The 17,459-nt window shown below is 58.2% G+C and carries 22 protein-coding genes; 6 read left to right on the top strand and 16 right to left on the bottom strand.

What is annotated here, in order from left to right:
* Positions 1-32: 32 nt before the first annotated feature.
* The 3 genes from CAF65_RS07205 (at position 33) to rpoS (ending at position 2,850) form a co-directional block, all read left to right on the top strand.
* Positions 33-668: a protein-L-isoaspartate(D-aspartate) O-methyltransferase gene (locus CAF65_RS07205; RefSeq protein ID WP_177323574.1), complete on the top strand. Its 636-nt coding sequence runs from the start codon at positions 33-35 to the stop codon at positions 666-668.
* Between the two features lie 211 nt (positions 669-879).
* The gene (locus tag CAF65_RS07200) at positions 880-1,737 is read left to right on the top strand and encodes a peptidoglycan DD-metalloendopeptidase family protein (protein WP_085715679.1); all 858 of its coding nucleotides are present in this window, start codon (positions 880-882) and stop codon (positions 1,735-1,737) included.
* 105 nt (positions 1,738-1,842) lie between these two features.
* Positions 1,843-2,850: an RNA polymerase sigma factor RpoS gene (gene rpoS, locus CAF65_RS07195; RefSeq protein ID WP_007990225.1), complete on the top strand. Its 1,008-nt coding sequence runs from the start codon at positions 1,843-1,845 to the stop codon at positions 2,848-2,850.
* Between the two features lie 472 nt (positions 2,851-3,322).
* Here rpoS and fdxA read toward each other — a convergent pair whose 3' ends face one another.
* Both fdxA and mutS read right to left on the bottom strand, forming a co-directional pair.
* A complete protein-coding gene (gene fdxA / locus CAF65_RS07190; protein ID WP_085715678.1) occupies positions 3,323-3,646 on the bottom strand; it encodes a ferredoxin FdxA in 324 nt (107 codons plus the stop codon).
* A 142-nt stretch (positions 3,647-3,788) separates the two neighbouring features.
* Positions 3,789-6,356, bottom strand: a complete 2,568-nt coding sequence (mutS, locus tag CAF65_RS07185; protein WP_178076672.1) for a DNA mismatch repair protein MutS — start codon at positions 6,354-6,356, stop codon at positions 3,789-3,791.
* Between the two features lie 406 nt (positions 6,357-6,762).
* On the opposite strand from mutS, the gene CAF65_RS07180 reads away from it, so the two are divergent.
* On the top strand, positions 6,763-7,128 hold the full coding sequence (locus CAF65_RS07180; RefSeq protein ID WP_371919000.1) for a DUF1778 domain-containing protein: 366 nt from the start codon (positions 6,763-6,765) through the stop codon (positions 7,126-7,128).
* Complete coding sequence (locus CAF65_RS07175; RefSeq protein ID WP_256578618.1) at positions 7,086-7,607, top strand: hypothetical protein; 522 nt, start codon at positions 7,086-7,088, stop codon at positions 7,605-7,607. Before CAF65_RS07180 ends, CAF65_RS07175 begins: the two co-directional genes overlap by 43 nt.
* 75 nt (positions 7,608-7,682) lie before the next feature.
* Here CAF65_RS07175 and CAF65_RS07170 read toward each other — a convergent pair whose 3' ends face one another.
* The 14 genes from CAF65_RS07170 to CAF65_RS07105 all read right to left on the bottom strand — a co-directional run bounded on the left by CAF65_RS07170 (position 7,683) and on the right by CAF65_RS07105 (position 17,050).
* Positions 7,683-8,942, bottom strand: a complete 1,260-nt coding sequence (locus CAF65_RS07170) for a site-specific integrase (RefSeq protein ID WP_085715675.1) — start codon at positions 8,940-8,942, stop codon at positions 7,683-7,685.
* Positions 8,909-9,106 (bottom strand): hypothetical protein, encoded by a 198-nt coding sequence (locus CAF65_RS07165; protein WP_056856218.1) that lies wholly within the window; start codon positions 9,104-9,106, stop codon positions 8,909-8,911. The genes CAF65_RS07170 and CAF65_RS07165 overlap by 34 nt, the downstream gene beginning before the upstream one ends.
* A 166-nt stretch (positions 9,107-9,272) precedes the next feature.
* Entirely contained in the window at positions 9,273-9,947 is a 675-nt protein-coding gene (locus CAF65_RS07160) for a hypothetical protein (RefSeq protein ID WP_085715674.1), read from the bottom strand.
* Complete coding sequence (locus CAF65_RS07155; RefSeq protein WP_085715673.1) at positions 9,944-11,689, bottom strand: DNA cytosine methyltransferase; 1,746 nt, start codon at positions 11,687-11,689, stop codon at positions 9,944-9,946. Before CAF65_RS07155 ends, CAF65_RS07160 begins: the two co-directional genes overlap by 4 nt.
* Positions 11,686-12,705, bottom strand: coding sequence for a phosphohydrolase (locus CAF65_RS07150; RefSeq protein ID WP_256578617.1), 1,020 nt, complete (start codon positions 12,703-12,705; stop codon positions 11,686-11,688). Before CAF65_RS07150 ends, CAF65_RS07155 begins: the two co-directional genes overlap by 4 nt.
* The gene (locus CAF65_RS07145) at positions 12,702-13,352 is read right to left on the bottom strand and encodes a hypothetical protein (RefSeq protein WP_085715672.1); all 651 of its coding nucleotides are present in this window, start codon (positions 13,350-13,352) and stop codon (positions 12,702-12,704) included. Before CAF65_RS07145 ends, CAF65_RS07150 begins: the two co-directional genes overlap by 4 nt.
* A 72-nt stretch (positions 13,353-13,424) precedes the next feature.
* Positions 13,425-14,246, bottom strand: a complete 822-nt coding sequence (locus tag CAF65_RS07140; protein WP_085715671.1) for a YfdQ family protein — start codon at positions 14,244-14,246, stop codon at positions 13,425-13,427.
* A gap of 33 nt (positions 14,247-14,279) precedes the next feature.
* On the bottom strand, positions 14,280-14,621 hold the full coding sequence (locus CAF65_RS07135; protein ID WP_085715670.1) for a hypothetical protein: 342 nt from the start codon (positions 14,619-14,621) through the stop codon (positions 14,280-14,282).
* Positions 14,622-14,680: 59 nt separating this feature from the next.
* Positions 14,681-14,923, bottom strand: a complete 243-nt coding sequence (locus CAF65_RS07130; RefSeq protein ID WP_085715669.1) for a pyocin activator PrtN family protein — start codon at positions 14,921-14,923, stop codon at positions 14,681-14,683.
* On the bottom strand, positions 14,920-15,303 hold the full coding sequence (locus CAF65_RS07125) for a hypothetical protein (protein ID WP_085715668.1): 384 nt from the start codon (positions 15,301-15,303) through the stop codon (positions 14,920-14,922). Before CAF65_RS07125 ends, CAF65_RS07130 begins: the two co-directional genes overlap by 4 nt.
* Positions 15,300-15,575 carry a hypothetical protein gene (locus tag CAF65_RS07120; protein ID WP_085715667.1) on the bottom strand — a complete coding sequence of 92 codons (276 nt, stop codon included), beginning with the start codon at positions 15,573-15,575 and terminating at the stop codon, positions 15,300-15,302. Before CAF65_RS07120 ends, CAF65_RS07125 begins: the two co-directional genes overlap by 4 nt.
* 8 nt (positions 15,576-15,583) lie before the next feature.
* The gene (locus tag CAF65_RS07115) at positions 15,584-15,961 is read right to left on the bottom strand and encodes a hypothetical protein (protein WP_085715666.1); all 378 of its coding nucleotides are present in this window, start codon (positions 15,959-15,961) and stop codon (positions 15,584-15,586) included.
* Positions 15,958-16,164, bottom strand: coding sequence for a hypothetical protein (locus tag CAF65_RS07110; protein WP_085715665.1), 207 nt, complete (start codon positions 16,162-16,164; stop codon positions 15,958-15,960). Before CAF65_RS07110 ends, CAF65_RS07115 begins: the two co-directional genes overlap by 4 nt.
* 139 nt (positions 16,165-16,303) lie before the next feature.
* Positions 16,304-17,050, bottom strand: coding sequence for a helix-turn-helix transcriptional regulator (locus tag CAF65_RS07105; protein ID WP_256578616.1), 747 nt, complete (start codon positions 17,048-17,050; stop codon positions 16,304-16,306).
* Between the two features lie 99 nt (positions 17,051-17,149).
* Here CAF65_RS07105 and CAF65_RS07100 point away from each other — a divergent pair, with 99 nt between their 5' ends.
* A complete protein-coding gene (locus tag CAF65_RS07100) occupies positions 17,150-17,377 on the top strand; it encodes a YdaS family helix-turn-helix protein (RefSeq protein ID WP_085715664.1) in 228 nt (75 codons plus the stop codon).
* Positions 17,378-17,459: the final 82 nt, after the last annotated feature.

Genomic DNA, 17,459 nt, shown 5'->3' with positions numbered 1-17,459 from the left:
AACAAGACGATATGCTGCGTCGCGGCATCGGCATGACTTCCCAGCGTACCCGGGAGCGGCTCATCCAGCGCCTGTACGAGGAAGGCATTTCCAACGCCAGGGTGCTGGAGGTCATTCGCCGGACCCCGCGCCACCTGTTTGTCGACGAAGCGCTGGCGCACCGTGCCTATGAAGACACGGCGTTGCCGATTGGCAATAACCAGACCATCTCCCAGCCTTATATGGTGGCGCGAATGAGCGAGCTGCTGCTGGAAGCCGGTCCTCTCGACAAGGTGCTGGAGATCGGTACCGGGTCGGGTTATCAGACGGCGGTACTGTCGCAACTGGTCGAGCGTGTGTTCTCGGTCGAGCGCATCAAGGTTCTGCAGGATCGGGCAAAGGAACGCCTGGTCGAACTGAACCTGCGCAACGTGGTGTTCCGCTGGGGCGATGGCTGGGAGGGCTGGCCGGCACTGGCGCCGTACAATGGGATTATCGTCACCGCAGTGGCGACCGATGTGCCCCAGGCACTGCTTGACCAGTTGGCACCGGGAGGGCGAATGGTGATTCCGGTCGGGTCCGGTGAAGTCCAGCAGTTGATGCTGATCATTCGCGAGGAACAGGGTTTTTCCAGGCATGTTCTGGGGGCTGTGCGCTTCGTGCCATTGCTCAATGGGCCGCTGGCCTGAGCATTTGTTTCGACACGCTGAATTCTCTTCGATTGCCTTTGTCTTACAGCGGCATCGTTCGGTTGAACGGGATTCATCGTCAGGCAGCAAACGTGTGCGCGACGCCGATTCGCCACATTAAAGGTAAAGCGTGCACAGCCCGTTATACTTGCGACACTTCATGCCGGACTCCGGTATTTCACATTTTCAGCCACCACAGAGGGAGCGGCGGGTGAGTCTCACAGTCATTGCGCAGCGTATGAGTAAAACGAGCTTTCAGCGCCTGGTGACTGGCCTTGTCTTGAGCACCTTGCTGGTCGGTTGTTCCAGCAACAAATCCAGCGATGTTCGTGTGGTGGACCGCAACAATGCCGCGGCCCAGCGTCCAGCCGTGACCACCGGACAATACGTCGTTCGGCCCAAGGACACCCTGTTCTCCATCGCCTTCCGTTACGGCTGGGACTACAAGGCTCTCGCGGCACGCAACAACATTGCAGCGCCTTACACCATCCATCCGGGCCAGACGATTCGCTTTGATGGTCGTAACGATTCCACGTCGACGGCGGTGGTCAGTTCGTCCAGTTCAACACCTTCGTCGTCGAGTAAAACCACGGTCATCCGTCGTCCGGTAAACGGTTCGGCTGCCAGCACAACGACGGTTATACCGTCCGTCGCGAACAAGCCTGCACCTGCTCCATTGCCCCCTCCCGGGCCGGCCCCGACCGGCTGGGGATGGCCATCTAATGGCATTCTGATTGGAAAATTCTCTTCAAACGGTAGTTTGAATAAAGGAATTGATATCGCCGGAGATTTGGGACAGCCTGTTTTAGCTGCGTCTGATGGGACGGTGGTTTACGCCGGGAGTGGCTTAAGGGGCTACGGCGAATTAGTGATCATCAAACACAGTGAAACCTACGTCAGTGCCTACGGACATAACCGCAGGTTGTTGGTTCGGGAGGGGCAGCAGGTCAAGGTTGGGCAGACAATTGCCGAAATGGGGTCAACGGGTACAGACCGGGTGAAACTGCATTTTGAGATTCGCCGCCAAGGTAAACCTGTAGACCCGCTGCAGTTCCTGCCACGTCGTTGATCGCTTACCAGCCTGTTCCGTCGCGTAGAGGGGACAGGCTCCAGCGTTGCCAGGGATAAAGGCGCCGCTTGAGCTTGAGGTCGAACTCACCAAAGGACTATAACAATGGCTCTCAGTAAAGAAGTGCCGGAGTTTGACATCGACGATGAGGTTCTCCTGATGGAGAGCAGCATTGATACGGATTCGATGTCGAATGATGAAGGGGCGGCTCCACCTTCCGTTCGTGCCAAATCCAAACACTCCGCATCGTTGAAACAACACAAGTACATTGACTACACGCGGGCACTTGATGCCACGCAGCTGTATCTCAATGAAATTGGTTTCTCTCCCCTGCTGTCCCCCGAAGAAGAAGTTCATTTTGCGCGCCTGTCGCAAAGTGGCGATCCGGCCGGGCGCAAACGCATGATTGAAAGTAACTTGCGGCTGGTGGTGAAAATCGCCCGACGTTACGTCAATCGTGGGCTGTCGCTGCTGGACCTGATCGAAGAGGGCAACCTCGGCTTGATCCGGGCGGTGGAGAAGTTCGATCCGGAACGCGGTTTCCGCTTCTCGACCTACGCGACCTGGTGGATTCGCCAGACCATCGAACGCGCAATCATGAATCAGACCCGGACCATCCGGTTGCCGATCCATGTGGTCAAGGAGTTGAACGTGTACCTGCGCGCCGCGCGGGAGCTGACGCAAAAACTCGACCATGAACCCTCACCCGAAGAAATCGCCAACCTGCTGGAAAAACCGGTGGGAGAGGTCAAGCGTATGCTCGGTCTTAACGAGCGGGTTTCTTCGGTCGACGTCTCGCTGGGTCCGGATTCGGATAAAACCCTGCTCGACACCCTGACTGACGACCGCCCAACCGATCCATGCGAACTGTTGCAGGACGACGACCTGTCCCAGAGCATCGATCAATGGCTCTCGGAACTGACCGATAAGCAACGCGAGGTGGTTGTACGCCGCTTCGGTCTGCGCGGTCATGAAAGCAGCACCCTTGAAGACGTGGGCCTGGAAATTGGCTTGACCCGGGAACGAGTCAGACAGATTCAGGTGGAAGGCTTGAAGCGGCTGCGCGAAATCCTGGAAAAAAATGGCTTGTCGAGCGAGTCGCTGTTCCAGTAAGGCACTCACTGCGATGGCATGAAAAACCCCGACTGACTCGGGGTTTTTTTTTGCCGGGCCCGGGGACAGAATCCGCTCGGGATTGTGGTTTCGTGCTGTAAGCCTTGGCTTACTCTTGCGTAAGTGTTCGTTATTTTTACACCCTGACAGTTGTCTACGCTGAGCACTACATGCATCTATCTTTATGATTTATAAGATTATTTTTTACGGTCGATGATGTGTGACGGTCAGATTTCACCCCGGGCGGCGATTGATCCCGGAGGGGAAAGCTCTAATATTCAGGCTGTGTCGACGGACAGACACACCCTTCAAGGATGAAGGGAAAGGACATCGCAGGAAGCGATTCATCAGGACGATGAAAAGGAACACAGGGAGTAGGGAAAAAATGCGGGCGGGTCAAACCGCCCCTTTTTTTTGCCCGAAGAAAAGCAAAAAGGCCCTTGTGGGGCCTTTTTCGGGAACGCGGGGGTAATCAGCGTTCGAGGTCTGCGATCTTGCCTGGCTTGCCATCCCATTCTGCGGAATCGGGCAGCGGATCTTTGCGTTCGGTGATGTTCGGCCAGATCTCGGCCAACTCAGCGTTCAGCTCGATGAAGTTTTCCATGCCGGCCGGAACTTCATCTTCAGAGAAGATAGCCACGGCAGGGCATTCAGGTTCGCACAGCGCGCAATCGATGCACTCATCCGGGTGGATCACCAGGAAATTCGGGCCTTCGTAAAAGCAGTCCACCGGACAGACTTCTACGCAGTCGGTGTACTTGCACTTGATGCAGTTGTCGGTGACGACGAAGGTCATTTCTAATTTTCTCCTCAGGCGCGGCTTGCTGCGCCCCTTCTCGTAGGGGTCGCCAGGTTCGGGAGCGATAGTCTGCTGGCCAGGCTATTAGCCAGCAGCATCCCAAACCGCGCGAGATTCTAACAGCTTGCAAGCCGCTGCGTTAGATCCGTGTCTTTAGTGTATAGAGCATTTCGAGTGCACGACGTGGTGTCATGTCGTCCAGATCGAGCTTGGCCAGTTCTTCCAGTACCGGGTGCGGCAGGCTGGCAAACAGATCGCTCTGCAGCGGCGCAGCCGGTTTGCCTTTGGCAGGTGCAGGCACCTCATGGGGCAGGGCGGTGTCTTCCAGGCGGCTCAAATGCTCGCGAGCACGGGTGATGACCTCACTCGGCACACCTGCCAGTTGCGCAACGGCCAGGCCATAACTCTGGCTGGCCGGCCCGGGTAGTACGTGGTGCAGGAACACGATGCGTTCATTGTGCTCGGTGGCATTGAGGTGCACGTTGGCCACCAGTGGCTGGGCTTCCGGCAGGACGGTCAGTTCAAAGTAGTGGGTGGCGAACAGCGTGTAGGCACGCAGGTGTGCCAGGCGTTCGGCTGCCGCCCATGCCAGGGACAGACCGTCGAAGGTGCTGGTGCCGCGCCCGACTTCGTCCATCAGTACCAGGCTGCGCTCAGTGGCGTTGTGCAGAATGTTCGCGGTTTCGCTCATTTCCACCATGAAGGTCGAACGCCCGCCGGCCAGGTCATCGCTGGAGCCGATCCGGGTGAAGATGCGGTCGACCAGCGACAATTCGCAACTGGCTGCCGGCACGAAGCTGCCGATGTGCGCCAGGAGCACAATCAAGGCGGTCTGACGCATGTAGGTGGATTTACCGCCCATGTTCGGGCCGGTGATCACCAGCATGCGGGTGTTGTCGTCCAGGCTCAGATCGTTGGCCACGAACGGTGTGGTCAGCACTTGCTCGACCACCGGGTGACGACCCTGGCTGATGCGCATGCACGGTTCGCTGACGAAGCGCGGGCAGTTCAGGTCGAGGTTCAATGCACGCTCGGCCAGGTTACTCAAGACGTCCAGCTCAGCCAGGGCGCCAGCGGTGTCCTGCAACGGCGGCAACTGGGCGATCAGGTCTTCGAGCAGCGCTTCGTAAAGCATCTTCTCGCGAGCCAGGGCGCGGCTTTTGGCTGATAGTGCCTTGTCTTCGAACGCTTTGAGTTCCGGGGTAATGAAACGCTCGGCGCCTTTGAGCGTCTGGCGGCGAATATAGTCGGCAGGTGCCGACTCCGCCTGCTTGCTCGGCAGTTCGATGAAGTAGCCGTGGATGCGGTTGTAGCCTACCTTCAGGTGCGACAGGCCGGTTCGGGCCTTTTCCCGCGCCTCGAGGTCGATCAGGAATTGTCCGGCGTTTTCGCTGAGCGACTGCAGTTCGTCGAGTTCGCTGTCGTAGCCGGTTTTCAGCACGCCGCCGTCACGAATGACTGCGGGCGGGTTGTCGATGATGGCTTTTTCCAGCAGGGCCGCCAGTTCCGGGTAGGTACTGGTGATGGTGGCGAGTTGCTGGAGGTGCGGCGCTTCGAGCTCCGTCATTGCCACTTGCAGCTCGGGCAGTGCGCCGAGGGCGTCACGCAAGCGGGCGAGGTCGCGGGGGCGGGCATTGCGCAGGCCGATCCGTGCAAGAATCCGCTCGATATCACCGATTTCCTTGAGCTGCGGTTGCAGTCTTTCGAAGCGGTAACCGTCGAGCAGGCAGGTGATCGAGGTCTGACGCGCCAGCAGCACGGTCAAATCGCGTAACGGGCGATTCAGCCAGCGGGTCAGCAGGCGGCTGCCCATGGCAGTCTGGCAACGGTCCACCACCGATTGCAGGGTGTTGTCGCGGCCCCCGGCCAGGTTGGTGTCGAGTTCCAGGTTGCGACGGCTGGCTCCATCGAGCACCACGGTGTCGTCCAGGCGCTCATGGCGCAGGCTGCGCAAATGGGGCAGGGCAGTGCGCTGGGTTTCCTTGGCGTAGGCCAGCAGGCAACCGGCGGCGCCGATCGCCAGGGTCAGGTTTTCGCAGCCAAAGCCCTTGAGGTCCTGGGTCGAAAATTGCTGGCACAGGCTTTTCAGCGCCGAATCGCGTTCGAAATCCCACGGCGCACGGCGACGCACGCCGCGGCGTTTTTCCGCCGGCAAATCCTTGGGCCAGTCATCCGGGATCAGCAGTTCCACCGGGTTGACCCGCTCCAGCTCTGCCAGCAGGTTTTCCCAACCCTTGATTTCCAGCACACTGAAGTTGCCACTGGTGATGTCCAGTACCGCCAGGCCGAACAGGCGCTCATCACCCAGAACGGCGGCGATCAAGTTGTCCCTACGCTCGTCGAGCAGCGCCTCGTCACTCACCGTCCCCGGCGTGATGATGCGCACAACCTGCCGCTCCACCGGTCCTTTGCTGGTGGCCGGGTCGCCGACCTGCTCGCAGATCACCACCGATTCGCCGAGCTTTACCAGTTTTGCCAGGTAACCCTCAGCGGCATGGTAAGGAATCCCGCACATCGGAATCGCCTGCCCGGCCGACTGCCCGCGGGCAGTCAGGGTGATGTCCAGCAACTTGGCAGCCTTCTTCGCGTCTTCATAGAAGATCTCGTAGAAGTCGCCCATGCGGTAGAACATCAACTGGTCCGGGTGCTGGTTTTTCAGGCGCCAGTACTGCTGCATCATCGGGGTGTGACTGGATAGATCTGAAATTGCTTTATTCATCAGTGGCTTAGGATGATTCGTTCAAAAGTGTGGGGCAAAAATGGGGCTTTTTGGATCGCGTTTTTGAATGTCTAACCGGATCAGCGAGGCTAGTCGAGGAATCGGCGGAGCTCCAAAAACTAGGTACCTCAAGCACTCTTAGAGAGGCCCATTCGCTCTGCGATGGACGCAAGGTTAACACGGCGGCTCGGGCGTTCGCAGGCTGCAATGAGCCAGATGTCACGCGTTTGCTGAGGCTCACCCTGTAGTAAGTCATTTGCATACACAGCTATACATCGCATACACGGAGTGATAACATTTGTTTTGTGGGTTCCGCTATCCCACTTAAACAGGCCTTTTAAGGCATAACCAAAAGCGAGATGAGAGTAAGGGGTTACCAAAATGTGCATAAATCATGGCAACGCCAATGGGCGACGATCCTAGTAAGGAGGAACGCAGAAACAGAAATAAACCAAAGACCGGAGAAGACCAGCCTATGAACCAAATTCTAGAACGTGAAAAGCCCGTGCCAATAAATATGCGGGTCGACACAAAGAAGCGAAGCCTGATTGACGCGGCAGTGGAATTACTGGGAACAGATCGAACCAGCTTTATCTTGGACGCCGCTTGCAAGCGGGCCGAGGATGTAATCATGGATCGACAGTTGTTTCTTCTCAGTGATGAAGCATTTGACCGTTTCGAGCAGGCACTCGATGACAACTCAATAAGGAATAACAAGTGCCTACAGAAATTGATGTCCAGACCGAACCGGTGGAGCTGAGCAAACCCGAAAAGCTGAATAAGTTTCATGATTTCACTGAGTTCGACTGTGGAGAGCCGTCGATCAACGACTACCTTCACAAGACCGCTCGGAAAGCTCAAGAAAACAAGCTGGCAGTGGTTTATGTCACTTGCTTCGCCGGTACCAACCGCGTTGCCGGTTACTACACATTGTCCAACGGATCGATTGTGCGGGAACACGTTGTTCCCAAGAGCCATCAGCGGAACTCGCCTAGTGCTCATCCAGTAACGATCCTTGGTCGTATGGGCATGAGTGGGGTTGCGCAGGGGTACGGATTCTCCATCGACCTCCTGCAGGACGCGATCCGTCGGTGCATGAATGCATCAGAGACAGTCGGTACTTCCGCTGTTCTGGTTCATCCACTCAACGATAAGCTCGCCGACTTCTATGCGAAGCACGCCGGGTTCAAGTGCTGCCCAGATTTATCCCCGCTGACAATGATGCTTTCCTTGCGATAGCAGGCCCCTAACAACCGCCGGTTCGCCGGCGGGGGTTTCTCTTCTTGCCTCCCGCCTTTCCACTGTTTGAACGGGCTACGTTTGTGCTTGTTGCTGGACAGTTCTTTGAATTCCTTGCCAGATTTGCAAAAGCTCGGTTGGTGACTCGTCGTCCATCCATTTGGCGTACACCTCGACAAGCATGGTGAAGTCCTTATGGCCCATTTGCTTTGCAATGAACGCAAGGTTACCACGGGCAGTTAGGCACCAGCAGGCATAGGTGTGCCGAGTCTGGTACGGCCGGCGCGGACGAATCCCCGAACGCTTTTGAATGGCTGCCCACTTTGTGTTCCATGACGTGGGGATAAACCAGGGGTTGATGATTTTCTTTCGGGCTTGTGTGGTTGGGGACAGCAGCGGGGTGACTGACTCCATTCGGCTTTCGTGGCGGTTCATGTACACCTCGATCTCGCGTGGTGCGTGGTCGGCTACTAGGTCCATCAGGGTTTTACAGGCTTCGACTGCCGGTGGCATTAGAAGTACGGCCCGGGTTTTTCCGGTCTTGGGTACCTTGAAGGTACCGTCTGCTGTGATTGCTCTGGTGATGTTGATCTGTCCGGCGATCAGGTCGACGTCTTCGACGGCGAGCGCGCATAGCTCGCCCGGGCGAAGTCCTGTGTAAACCGCGAGGGTGATCGCAGCCGAGTCCTGCGAATGCAGACAGCCCTTTTTTAATAACTGTTCAAATTCGCCCTTGGTCAGCGGGTCCGGTTCGCGGCCGATCATCGCAAACCGTATGCACGCGGCGGACAGACCTTTACGGCAGTAGTTGTTGTTTTCGCACCAGGCCAAGAAGCCGGCGAACGTGGCCAGGTAATGGTTCGCCGTGGAAGGCGCTCGGGTGGCGATCAGTTGCGTCCTGAGCAGCTGGATGTCTTCGGGTAACAGGATGCCTGCCAATCGGTCAGGCCCCAGTAGTTCGTTGCAGATATCCAGCGCGTACCCGTACTTTTCCTCGGTCATCGGCGTGATATCGACTGCCTTCAGTGGTTTGTATCGATCCATCAACGCAGACAGTCGTTCATCTTTTACGTTGCTGTAGTTGGTCGCGTTCTTCGAGTTGGGAAAGTGACGGGTGTAGTCAAAGTGCCCGGTTTTGATCTCATGAATGATTGCCGCCCTGAGCAGGGCGGCGTGTTTGATGTTGGCTTTGGTGACCGGAAGCCCAAGGGATTCGCGGCAGCGGATACGCCGCCACATGAACACGACGCGAATGTTGCCGCCGTGTACCTCGATCCCTTTGTGTTTTGCCAGTTCGGCTTCTAGGCCGCTTCCTGCGGTGCGCTCTCGGCCCACTTGTCGTACTCCGTCATGTTGATAGCGATGCGGCCGTCTGGCGTTTTGCGCCAGATCCGGCCTTGTGCCCAGGTCCCGTTCTTCACTTTGTGGCGAATAGCGTCTTCGCTGTAACCGGTGAGTTCGGAGGCGCGGTTGATCATTACCCAGCGTGGAAGGCTCATTGCTGTTGCTCCCGTGCACGGCGCGCGATGCCTTCGGCCTGGCGCTGCTTGCTGCATTGTTCGTGGTTACCGTGGGCCCGCGACCAGTCACATTTGTCGCAGATGGTTTGTAAATCGAGAGGCGGCATTTGCCCGCGACGGATTCGTACTGTTCGGCGAAGGGCTGTCATGGCGTCACCCGCTTGAACTCGATCACCCAGGCCCACGGGTTCGAGCGCCAAGATTCCTCGCCGTTGATAGATGCCCAGAGGTTGCCGAATACTCTGGCGCCGATCTTCTGGCGTTCCTCTGCATCGGACCCGAACAGCCAGAACTCGCGAACTTCGCACCCCTCCTTGCGCACTTGAGCAAGGCTGATGTCCTGCAGCCGCTCGACGCGCACGTCGGTGATCTCCAGCAGGATGCGGCTGACCCAGCGCGGCATGTGGATTGATGGGCGAGTTCTGCCCGACTTCAACATGGAACAACCGGTTTGCCGTACTGTGCCATCGGCTGGATACAGAATCGGTTCGCCTTGACTCAGCTCCCGGGGCGATATCGCATCGACTTGCGCGTCAGCTGCCCACGCCTCGCGTACCCACAGCCGGTCGCCGGGCTGTCCATACGGGCACTTGAAGTCCCAACCGGCGCTTGGCGCGCCATTCAGGTGACCATGCTTGGGCCGCCAGTACCAATCGATCGTGGCAGGTCCATGGGGGAAGTTGCGCCGGGGAATGGCGTCGGTAACTGACACGTCAGGCTGGTGCCGGACAGGCCGCCTCGTGACAGTCTTGTGACCTGCGAGGATGGCGCGCACCATCGGCGCACTGAATAGAATCGGGCGCTCTTTGATTGCGATCATGCTGCCTCCATCTGCTCGATTGTGGACTCGCCCATGTTGGCCCGAATCAATGCGGCCATCGGTTGTGGTGATACCGAGTTCCCAACCATCAGCACCTGGTCTTTCTTGCTGAAGTTGACGCCGTCGTGTCCGTTGTCGATGACGTAGTTGTCGGGGAAGCCTTGGGCGCGGTACAGCTCACGAGGGGTCAGCATGCGCATGCCGATGTCGACGATCACATACGGCATGCCCCTGATAACCACGGTAACCAGGGCCAGCCGATCCCGCGTTGTGATGGTGGCGGCTGGGTCGCGCAGGTCGTAGATGTTGTCAGAGCCGTAGTACCCCATCAGAAACGCTGCCACGCGCAGGGCGCCTTCCTCAGCCTCGGGTGCCAGCGAGTACTCGATTAGGGCATGGTGCTCGGCGCCGGCACAGATGGTTGATACCGGCTCATCCATCGCGCTGCCCACGCAGTTTTTACGCAGGGTGAGTAGATTGGCTGTCACCAGCTGCTGTTGGCTGCCCGTGGTGGTGATAGCGGTGAGGGGCTGTTCGGGGTGTCGCCCCAGTGTTTCGTTGAAGCCTCCGTTGTGCTGCGCGATGTAGGCCACGGCCAGCGCGAAATGCCCACCCTTGACTTGGGCGCAGATGGTGCCCAGTGGTGCGTCGACGGGCATGGTGCGCTGGGTGGTCGCGTTGGCATGTTCGGTGAGGAAGGGCGCCAGTTGTGGTGTTACCAGTGCGAAGCCGTGCGCGCCAGTGATGGTCTTGGTTGGGTCCTGCACGGATTGGCAGCGAGCCAAATCATCGCCTGAGTGGTTAACGCTGACGATGAAGGGGTCTGCATGTTCGATCACATAGCGGCGTGCGCCTTTGCGGACGCGCTCCATGGTTTTGTTCACCAGCGGGCGTCGGACGCCTGCAGCACGGCCTTCTTCTTTGCTGAGGAAGATGCTCGGGCAGGGAATCGACCAGTCGATACAACTGGCAGCGGTTCGCCATCTCTTCTGCCCCTTCGCTGGGTTCTTGAAGTGGGTCGGCTCCGGCCAGCGGAGAGGCTTGCCGTCGCATCGAGCTACCATGTACAGCCGTTCGCGGGTGGTTGCGGCGCCGAAGTCACAGGCCTTGAGTTTCCCGTGCATCAGGTCGTAGCCCATGCCTTTGAGGATCTGCACGAAACGGCGCCAGGTCTGGCCCTTGCGCTTAGGATCTGGCACTAGGTACTGATCCTGCACGTGAACCCGCTCGCCAGGGGCGGCCACGCTGCCATCACGGCGGACCACCCGGCCAGTCACTTTGCAGCGTTTGGCAATCAGCGGCCCCCACTGCAGGATCTGCCAGACGTTTTCCATGGTGATCATGCTCGGCCTGACCTGGCCTGCCCATTTGATGATGACCCATGACAGTGAGCGGCTGGTGCTGCTGCGTGCCTGGCCCCCGGCTGCAAGGCTGTGGTGGGTGCATTCGGGGCTGGCGTGCAAGTGCGCGACCGGGCGGTTACGGGTCGCCTTGCGCGGGCAGACCTCGTATACGTCAGTAATGTAATGCTCTGCACCTGGGTGGTTGCGCTTGTGCATGCTGATGGCTTTAGGGTTATGGTTGATCGCAATGTCGACTGCCTTACCTGTTGCCATTTCTTGGCCCATGGTCGCGCCGCCGCCACCTGCGAACAGGTCGACGCGAATCTCGCCGGCCAGGTCCAGGCCGAACTGGGTGATGCATGCGGTAACGATTGGGGAGGGCGTGAAGATCGACGTCATGATTTGCTCCTTGCGCTCGGGCTCACAGTCCAGCGCACCGGCTTCGGCTCGACGCAATCACAAGTGACGAGATCCATTGCGCAGTTTTCGCAGCCGTTCGGTGTTGTCACCAGGCAATGATCGAAGGAAACTCGAAAGCCGGACGCATTGCGATGTCCGCCCCCGCCGTATTGCGAGGCGATCTCGGAAACATCTATGCCGTCATCAGTGCTGCGCAGACTGTAAGTTCGTCCGGTTGGTGTATCCCAATAACACGCAGCAAAAGGTTCGCCCTGTGCCATCAAGGCGCCCGCATCGCTGGTCAATGTATAGGGCAAGCTCGCTACCGGAACGTCATAGCCGCCGATCACCTGTCTACGCTTGGTCACCCCAACCAGCTCGGCGATATCCTTATGGTGTTTACGCTCGATCGCAGCGCCATCCGATACCAGCGATAGCACGTCAGCAGCCATCAACTTGTCCCAGACATCGAAGTCGTATGGGTAGCTGAACAGGTTGGCCTGAATCTCCCGCGTCCCATCCAGTTTGAACAGCCACAAGTCCCGGTCCTCGATGTGGCGCAGGAGTTGCGGGGGCTCTTGGTCGGGAAAGAAATGGTCCCAGGCCAGCATTGCGCCGCTGCGGTTCATGTCGAAGCAGCAGGCAATGGACGGAGCATTTTGCAGACTCATGAAGTCATGAGCAGATTTCCAACCAAGCAGCGCAGAGCCGTCGTCCGCTCGGCCGTCGAGTTCAATTCCTGCATGGAAAGGCGGGAAGCGGGAGAGGTCTTCAGCGGCACTTTTGTGATGGTCCAGCACGATAATGCTGTGGGCTTTCCAGCTCAAGTTGGCCAGGACGTCGTACTTGTAGCTGAAGTCGACGAGAATCACGTCTTTATTGGTAACGTCCGGCGGCTCTTGACCGTAGACGCCAGGTACGAATTCGACATCGGGTCCTAAAGCTTTACGAACAACCCAGGCGGCGCCGAAACCGTCAGCGCAGTTTGCGTGGTAGATGCATACGGTAGTTTTCATGCTGCTGCTCCGGGTTGGTGCGTGATGTCCAGCTCTTCCGTCTGACGGGCTTTGTCCTGTTCGAAGGCTTCGCGCAGTGCGTCGCGCAGGTGGGCATAACCTTCTGTATCGGCTACATGTGGGAAGCTGATGGCGCTCTGCTCGATGTCGGGATATAGGTCGCCGCTCTTGTTCAGCCATTCGATTAGCTGGGTGTCCAACGACTGGGCGTTGAGGTTTGCTGCTGACTCAACCGTGTGGAAAACGCGGTAGGACATGGCCCTGGATAGTTTGATAAGTTGTTCGGCCCGGGCTTGAGTGGATTCGGTACCTTGAAGCGCTTTCCAGGTCTGTAGGGCGAGGGTCAGAAACCGGGTGATGTCCATCAAATCGTTGAAGTCGCTCGAAGTGAATGGGGTGACTTTGACATTGCGCAACTGGTTGCGAAGGTCCGCCAGTTGCTGGGCTTCGTGTTTCCGAAGCTGCGTTAGCGTGGCGATGTCTGCATTTAGCGCGGCGAAGCGACCGGCATGCTCCATTTTCTGGTTAAGAATGCCTGCCGCGTAATGCCGATCGAAGACCTGCAGCAACAGTTTGCGGACGTAGTAACCCGTTAGCAGCAGCGCTGAGGCTGAACATATGGCGATGATCAGGTCTTGAGTTTGCATGTGCTGTGTTCCTCAATTAGAGCCCGCCGCCGGGATCGTTGGTGAGAGGACGGCGGCGGGGTGTTGCAGTCGTTAGAGGGTGGCTTCGTACATTGGAACGTCGTTGATCGCGCCTTGGATCTTGGCGCGAACGGTGGTGTAGGCCTCTTCCAGCACTTTGTCCGGGCGAACCAGTTCGAACCACATGACCAGGCGCGATTCCTGGATGCGGTAGCGGAAGCGCACCGCTACGCAGAAAGCGTCGCCGCCGAGGAAAGGTTTCACACCGATGTAGAACTGCTCGGGGATTTTCAGCTGACCGGTTTCGCCGGCCTGGCCGTCGATCTGCTCGTTGTAGGTGAGCTGGACTTGGCCGTTGTCGAGGCGGGTGCCTTGGCGAAAGCTGATGTTTTTCTTCGCTTCGAGGGTGCGGCTGATTTCCAGCATGTCTGCGGCTGATGGTGCGCCGGGGATGCCTTCGGGGACGGTGATGTCTTTGATGTTGTCTTCGAAGAATTCGGCAAACGTTGCCTGGTCCATCTTCTTGCGATCTGAACTCTTCCAGCGGCCCCACTCAATGCTGATCGGGCATTGGTAAACCGCGACGTGCTGGCCCCACGACGGTTGGTCCGGTTGGTGGTAATCGAGAACGCCCTTGAATGTCCGGCCTTCAGGGCCGTCACAGAACACGACCGATGCCGAAGTGGCGTAGCGATTGATATAGGCGATGAAGGTGTCTGCATCGAGAACTTTGACGCCCTGACGGATGCGCGTCGGTGCGTTCAGCAAGCCTTCGAGGTCTTTGATCTGCACGCCATCAGGGACGAGGGCGAACGGCGCAGGCAGTTTGGGGTGATCCTGTGGCTTGCCCAGTGACTGGGCGATGGTGACCAGGTGGTTGATTGCTTCTTGCATTGGATGTGCTCCAGTTGCGGTGGTGAGTGATCGTTACGGTGCGACGTGTCGCAGTGGTGCTTTGTCGTCTTCCTCGACCGGACGCAGGGCAAGGTCCTGCTGGCGGGGATCGCGGCGGGTGAGGTTGCCTTCTGGCGTCAGGAAGAACAGGGACGTGCCACGGGACAGAACCGGTTCCTTCACCTTCACGTCAGCCTTGATGTTCATCTGGCCGCGCCCATCGGGCTTGTAGTTCAGTTCGATGACCAGCTTCCCGCCTTTGCCGGACAGGCGAATGGCGTCGACCAAGTTGAACTGGGCCTCGCTCAGTTCATCGAGCAGGCCGCCGGCCTCGATGTCCCGTAGCGTGTCGATGAAGGGGCGTGCTTTGCTCATGTGCTGTGCCTCATTGGTTACAAGTTGTCCGCCCCTGGACGGCAGGGGCCACCGTTTGATCAGGCCGCTTGCTTCGGCGCTTGGGCGTCGAGGTAGGCGGCCAGGTTGTGCAGGTACACCACCGGCTTTGCCCGCGCCGAGTTGTGCAGGCGTGTCACGATCAGCGCGATTCGGCCTGCCTTGATTTCGCTCAGCAAGTAACGGTCGGTGCGGATGTGGGTGAAGTAGTGCTCACGTACTGCCGTCAGCGACGGGCAGGGTGTGGCGAACTGTTTGCGAAGCTGGTCCAGGGTGTTGCTCATGCTGCGACCTCCCCGAACCCCTCCGATCGGGGCGCCAACTTGAGTCGAATCAGTTCGGCGAGGCCTTCTTTGCTTTTGCCCATGGCGGCGGCGCAGATCTGGCCCTGTGCATCCGCGACCACGGCGCCGAAGGGGTACTCCGGTGAGTTGGTGGGGGTGACGTAGGCCACCTGGCCGTCTTCGATCACGTTGTTGACGCAGCGAAATACCTCGGCCAGTTCGGTGCTCAGCACTGGCATGCTTTCCAGTAGCTGCACCGCTTCGGTGGAGGCGCCGACCAGCGTTGCGCGGCTGATGACGCCCGGGCAGTTGAGGTAGATCGGGATCAGCTTCAGTGCGCCCAGGGCCTGCGTGTATGCGTTGGCGGTATTGGTTTTCATGCGGCGGCGTCCTTGTGCGTGATGGTGATGCCCAACTTTTTTGCCAGCCATGGCACACCGGCTTCGGTGACCATCACCACGGCGTAGTGCTTGTAGCGGCTGGTGGTGCCGATCTGGACGCTGCGCGGGTCTGAAAACAGATGGCCGCTGCCACGGTGGTGGCTTGCAAGGTCGCCGCTTTGCGTCAGCACGCGGAGGGCACGCAGTTGTTCACGAAACTTCCGAGGTTTGAGGCCGAGCACGGCGGCCGTTTCGTCCAGGGTGCGGTTCATGGCAGACCTCAGGCGGCGATCAGTTTGCGGACGTGTTCAAGCAATGCCTCGGACTTGGCCAGCACCTGGTCGACTTGGGCCAGTGCACTACCCGGCAGTGCGGCCGGTGGGCAAGGCTCTGCTGACTCGATACGGCCGTTCGCAACGTCCTGGATGAAGTCCCGCAAGTGCAGGTGGTTGGCCCTGTCGGAGCGCTTGAGGCTCAGTTGGCCGGTGTGCTCGCCGAAGTCCACGCTGATGACGGCATGGGTGTCGGTGAGCTCGACATCAAACTTTGCGAGGATGGTTTGTTCGGGGCGCTGGAGCGGGCATTCGGCGGCGCCGCCAACCTGCAGCATTTGATGCAGCAGTTCTTGTTTAGCGAGAGGGATCACGTAGCAATTCATGCTGCATCACCTCCGAACGGCCGGGTGTCGTCGGCGATAGTGGCGGTTTCGGCTGGCTTGATGGCAGCGGAGCGACCTTTGGGGGTGGTGATGACCAGCAGGCCGGTGCGGCGCTGGATCTCTTCGACTGCTGCGCGGCTGCTGCACGCGGCGGGGTGCAGGTAGACGGGGCAGCAGGTGTTGCTGTGCTGTGTGGTTTGCATGGCTCGTACTCTTTGGTGAGAGGTAGATACGAGCGCAAAATTAGCAATAGCTAAATAAACATGCAATAGCAGATGCTAAATTAGTTTTGTGGAGAGCAAAAAAAACCCGCACATGGCGGGTTCTTTGAGTAGGAGTCGGTTATAGCAGCACGGAATACCAGAAGACTTTACCGATCACGATGATTTCGTTTTTGAGCAGTTCGATCGCGCTGTACTCTTCGTCTGGATGCTCCTCTCGGTTATAGCTACGCATCCTGATGCCTCCACCAGGTAACCGGTACAGCGTTTTAACTCGCAGCTGGCCACCGTGATTCAGCGCATACATTTTTCCGTCCGTGATGGTTGTGCAACCCTGATCAACCCCTACGGTGCTCCCGTGAGGGAGAACGGGTTCCATGCTGTTGCCGTTAACGGTTACGCAGACTGCTTCATTTGCCTGGACGTTTTGCCGCCTCAGGGTCATCTTGCCGAACCGAAGCTTTTGCTTGTGGGACTGATGGACAGCAGTCCGGCCGCTTCCAGCGGACAGTTCAACTTCCTTAAGAAACGGCACGTAGACCTCGTCATCATCCAAGGGGGTATCGTCGTCCCAAACATCTATGGGGCCGAGATACTCGGCGTTGCTTGGGACGATTTGATTCTCTGGCGTATGCGGCGCTCCTGGCGCGGGCGCGCGCATCGAGACGGACGGCACTGTCAGTGTGCCTTCAGCAAGACCAATTTTCGCTTCAAGATTTGCTGCCGCTTTCTCACCCAGCGATCGATGCCCGTTGAGCAATTGCGACAGGTATGAGGCGTCTAGGTTGTATTGGTCGGCGAACTCTTTCTGGGTTTTTTCGCCCATCAAGTCACGCAGAACCTGAACTCGCATCTTCTTTATATCCATTCCCCAATCATCGCTTCCCGTTAGCAAACAGTAAATTACGGTTTGCTATTGCTGAAAGCTTTAGCAGTTGCTAATCTCGGCGTCCAGAAGGAGGTGAACATGACCTTGCACGAGTATTTGAAGAGTCTTGATAAGGCTGCGATGGATGCATTCGCAAGCCGATGCGGTACTTCAGTCGGCCAGTTGAAGCAGGTCGCTTATGGCAACCGTCGCGCCGGCGCCGCTTTGGCGGTCGGTATCGAGCGAGAGTCGGCTGGCTTAGTCACTTGCGAGCAACTTCGTGCAGACATTGACTGGGCTTACCTTCGCGGTTCCAACGCTGCTTAAAGGGTGCCGGGCTGGGGCCTCTCACCAAAGATCCCCCAGCCCAGCTACGACGACACACAGCACATGCACATCGGTCGTGGTC

The sequence above is a fragment of the Pseudomonas sp. B28(2017) genome (genome assembly GCF_002113025.1).
In the GTDB taxonomy this organism is placed as follows: Bacteria; Pseudomonadota; Gammaproteobacteria; order Pseudomonadales; family Pseudomonadaceae; genus Aquipseudomonas.
The sequence above is the reverse complement of the archived record's forward strand: the minus strand, read 5'-3'. Positions and strand labels throughout refer to the sequence as shown.

What these genes read in the sequence shown, in the direction of transcription:
- CAF65_RS07150 (WP_256578617.1), bottom strand. Translation starts at nt 12,705, where the DNA reads ATGAAAACTACCGTATGCATCTACCACGCAAACTGCGCTGACGGTTTC.
- rpoS (WP_007990225.1), top strand. Translation starts at nt 1,843, where the DNA reads ATGGCTCTCAGTAAAGAAGTGCCGGAGTTTGACATCGACGATGAGGTT.
- CAF65_RS07100 (WP_085715664.1), top strand. Translation starts at nt 17,150, where the DNA reads ATGACCTTGCACGAGTATTTGAAGAGTCTTGATAAGGCTGCGATGGAT.
- CAF65_RS07160 (WP_085715674.1), bottom strand. Translation starts at nt 9,947, where the DNA reads ATGATCGCAATCAAAGAGCGCCCGATTCTATTCAGTGCGCCGATGGTG.
- fdxA (WP_085715678.1), bottom strand. Translation starts at nt 3,646, where the DNA reads ATGACCTTCGTCGTCACCGACAACTGCATCAAGTGCAAGTACACCGAC.
- CAF65_RS07105 (WP_256578616.1), bottom strand. Translation starts at nt 17,050, where the DNA reads ATGGATATAAAGAAGATGCGAGTTCAGGTTCTGCGTGACTTGATGGGC.
- CAF65_RS07130 (WP_085715669.1), bottom strand. Translation starts at nt 14,923, where the DNA reads ATGAGCAACACCCTGGACCAGCTTCGCAAACAGTTCGCCACACCCTGC.
- CAF65_RS07180 (WP_371919000.1), top strand. Translation starts at nt 6,763, where the DNA reads ATGGCAACGCCAATGGGCGACGATCCTAGTAAGGAGGAACGCAGAAAC.
- CAF65_RS07120 (WP_085715667.1), bottom strand. Translation starts at nt 15,575, where the DNA reads ATGAACCGCACCCTGGACGAAACGGCCGCCGTGCTCGGCCTCAAACCT.
- CAF65_RS07140 (WP_085715671.1), bottom strand. Translation starts at nt 14,246, where the DNA reads ATGCAAGAAGCAATCAACCACCTGGTCACCATCGCCCAGTCACTGGGC.
- CAF65_RS07205 (WP_177323574.1), top strand. Translation starts at nt 33, where the DNA reads ATGACTTCCCAGCGTACCCGGGAGCGGCTCATCCAGCGCCTGTACGAG.
- CAF65_RS07135 (WP_085715670.1), bottom strand. Translation starts at nt 14,621, where the DNA reads ATGAGCAAAGCACGCCCCTTCATCGACACGCTACGGGACATCGAGGCC.
- CAF65_RS07115 (WP_085715666.1), bottom strand. Translation starts at nt 15,961, where the DNA reads ATGAATTGCTACGTGATCCCTCTCGCTAAACAAGAACTGCTGCATCAA.
- CAF65_RS07125 (WP_085715668.1), bottom strand. Translation starts at nt 15,303, where the DNA reads ATGAAAACCAATACCGCCAACGCATACACGCAGGCCCTGGGCGCACTG.
- CAF65_RS07110 (WP_085715665.1), bottom strand. Translation starts at nt 16,164, where the DNA reads ATGCAAACCACACAGCACAGCAACACCTGCTGCCCCGTCTACCTGCAC.
- CAF65_RS07165 (WP_056856218.1), bottom strand. Translation starts at nt 9,106, where the DNA reads ATGAGCCTTCCACGCTGGGTAATGATCAACCGCGCCTCCGAACTCACC.
- CAF65_RS07145 (WP_085715672.1), bottom strand. Translation starts at nt 13,352, where the DNA reads ATGCAAACTCAAGACCTGATCATCGCCATATGTTCAGCCTCAGCGCTG.
- CAF65_RS07155 (WP_085715673.1), bottom strand. Translation starts at nt 11,689, where the DNA reads ATGACGTCGATCTTCACGCCCTCCCCAATCGTTACCGCATGCATCACC.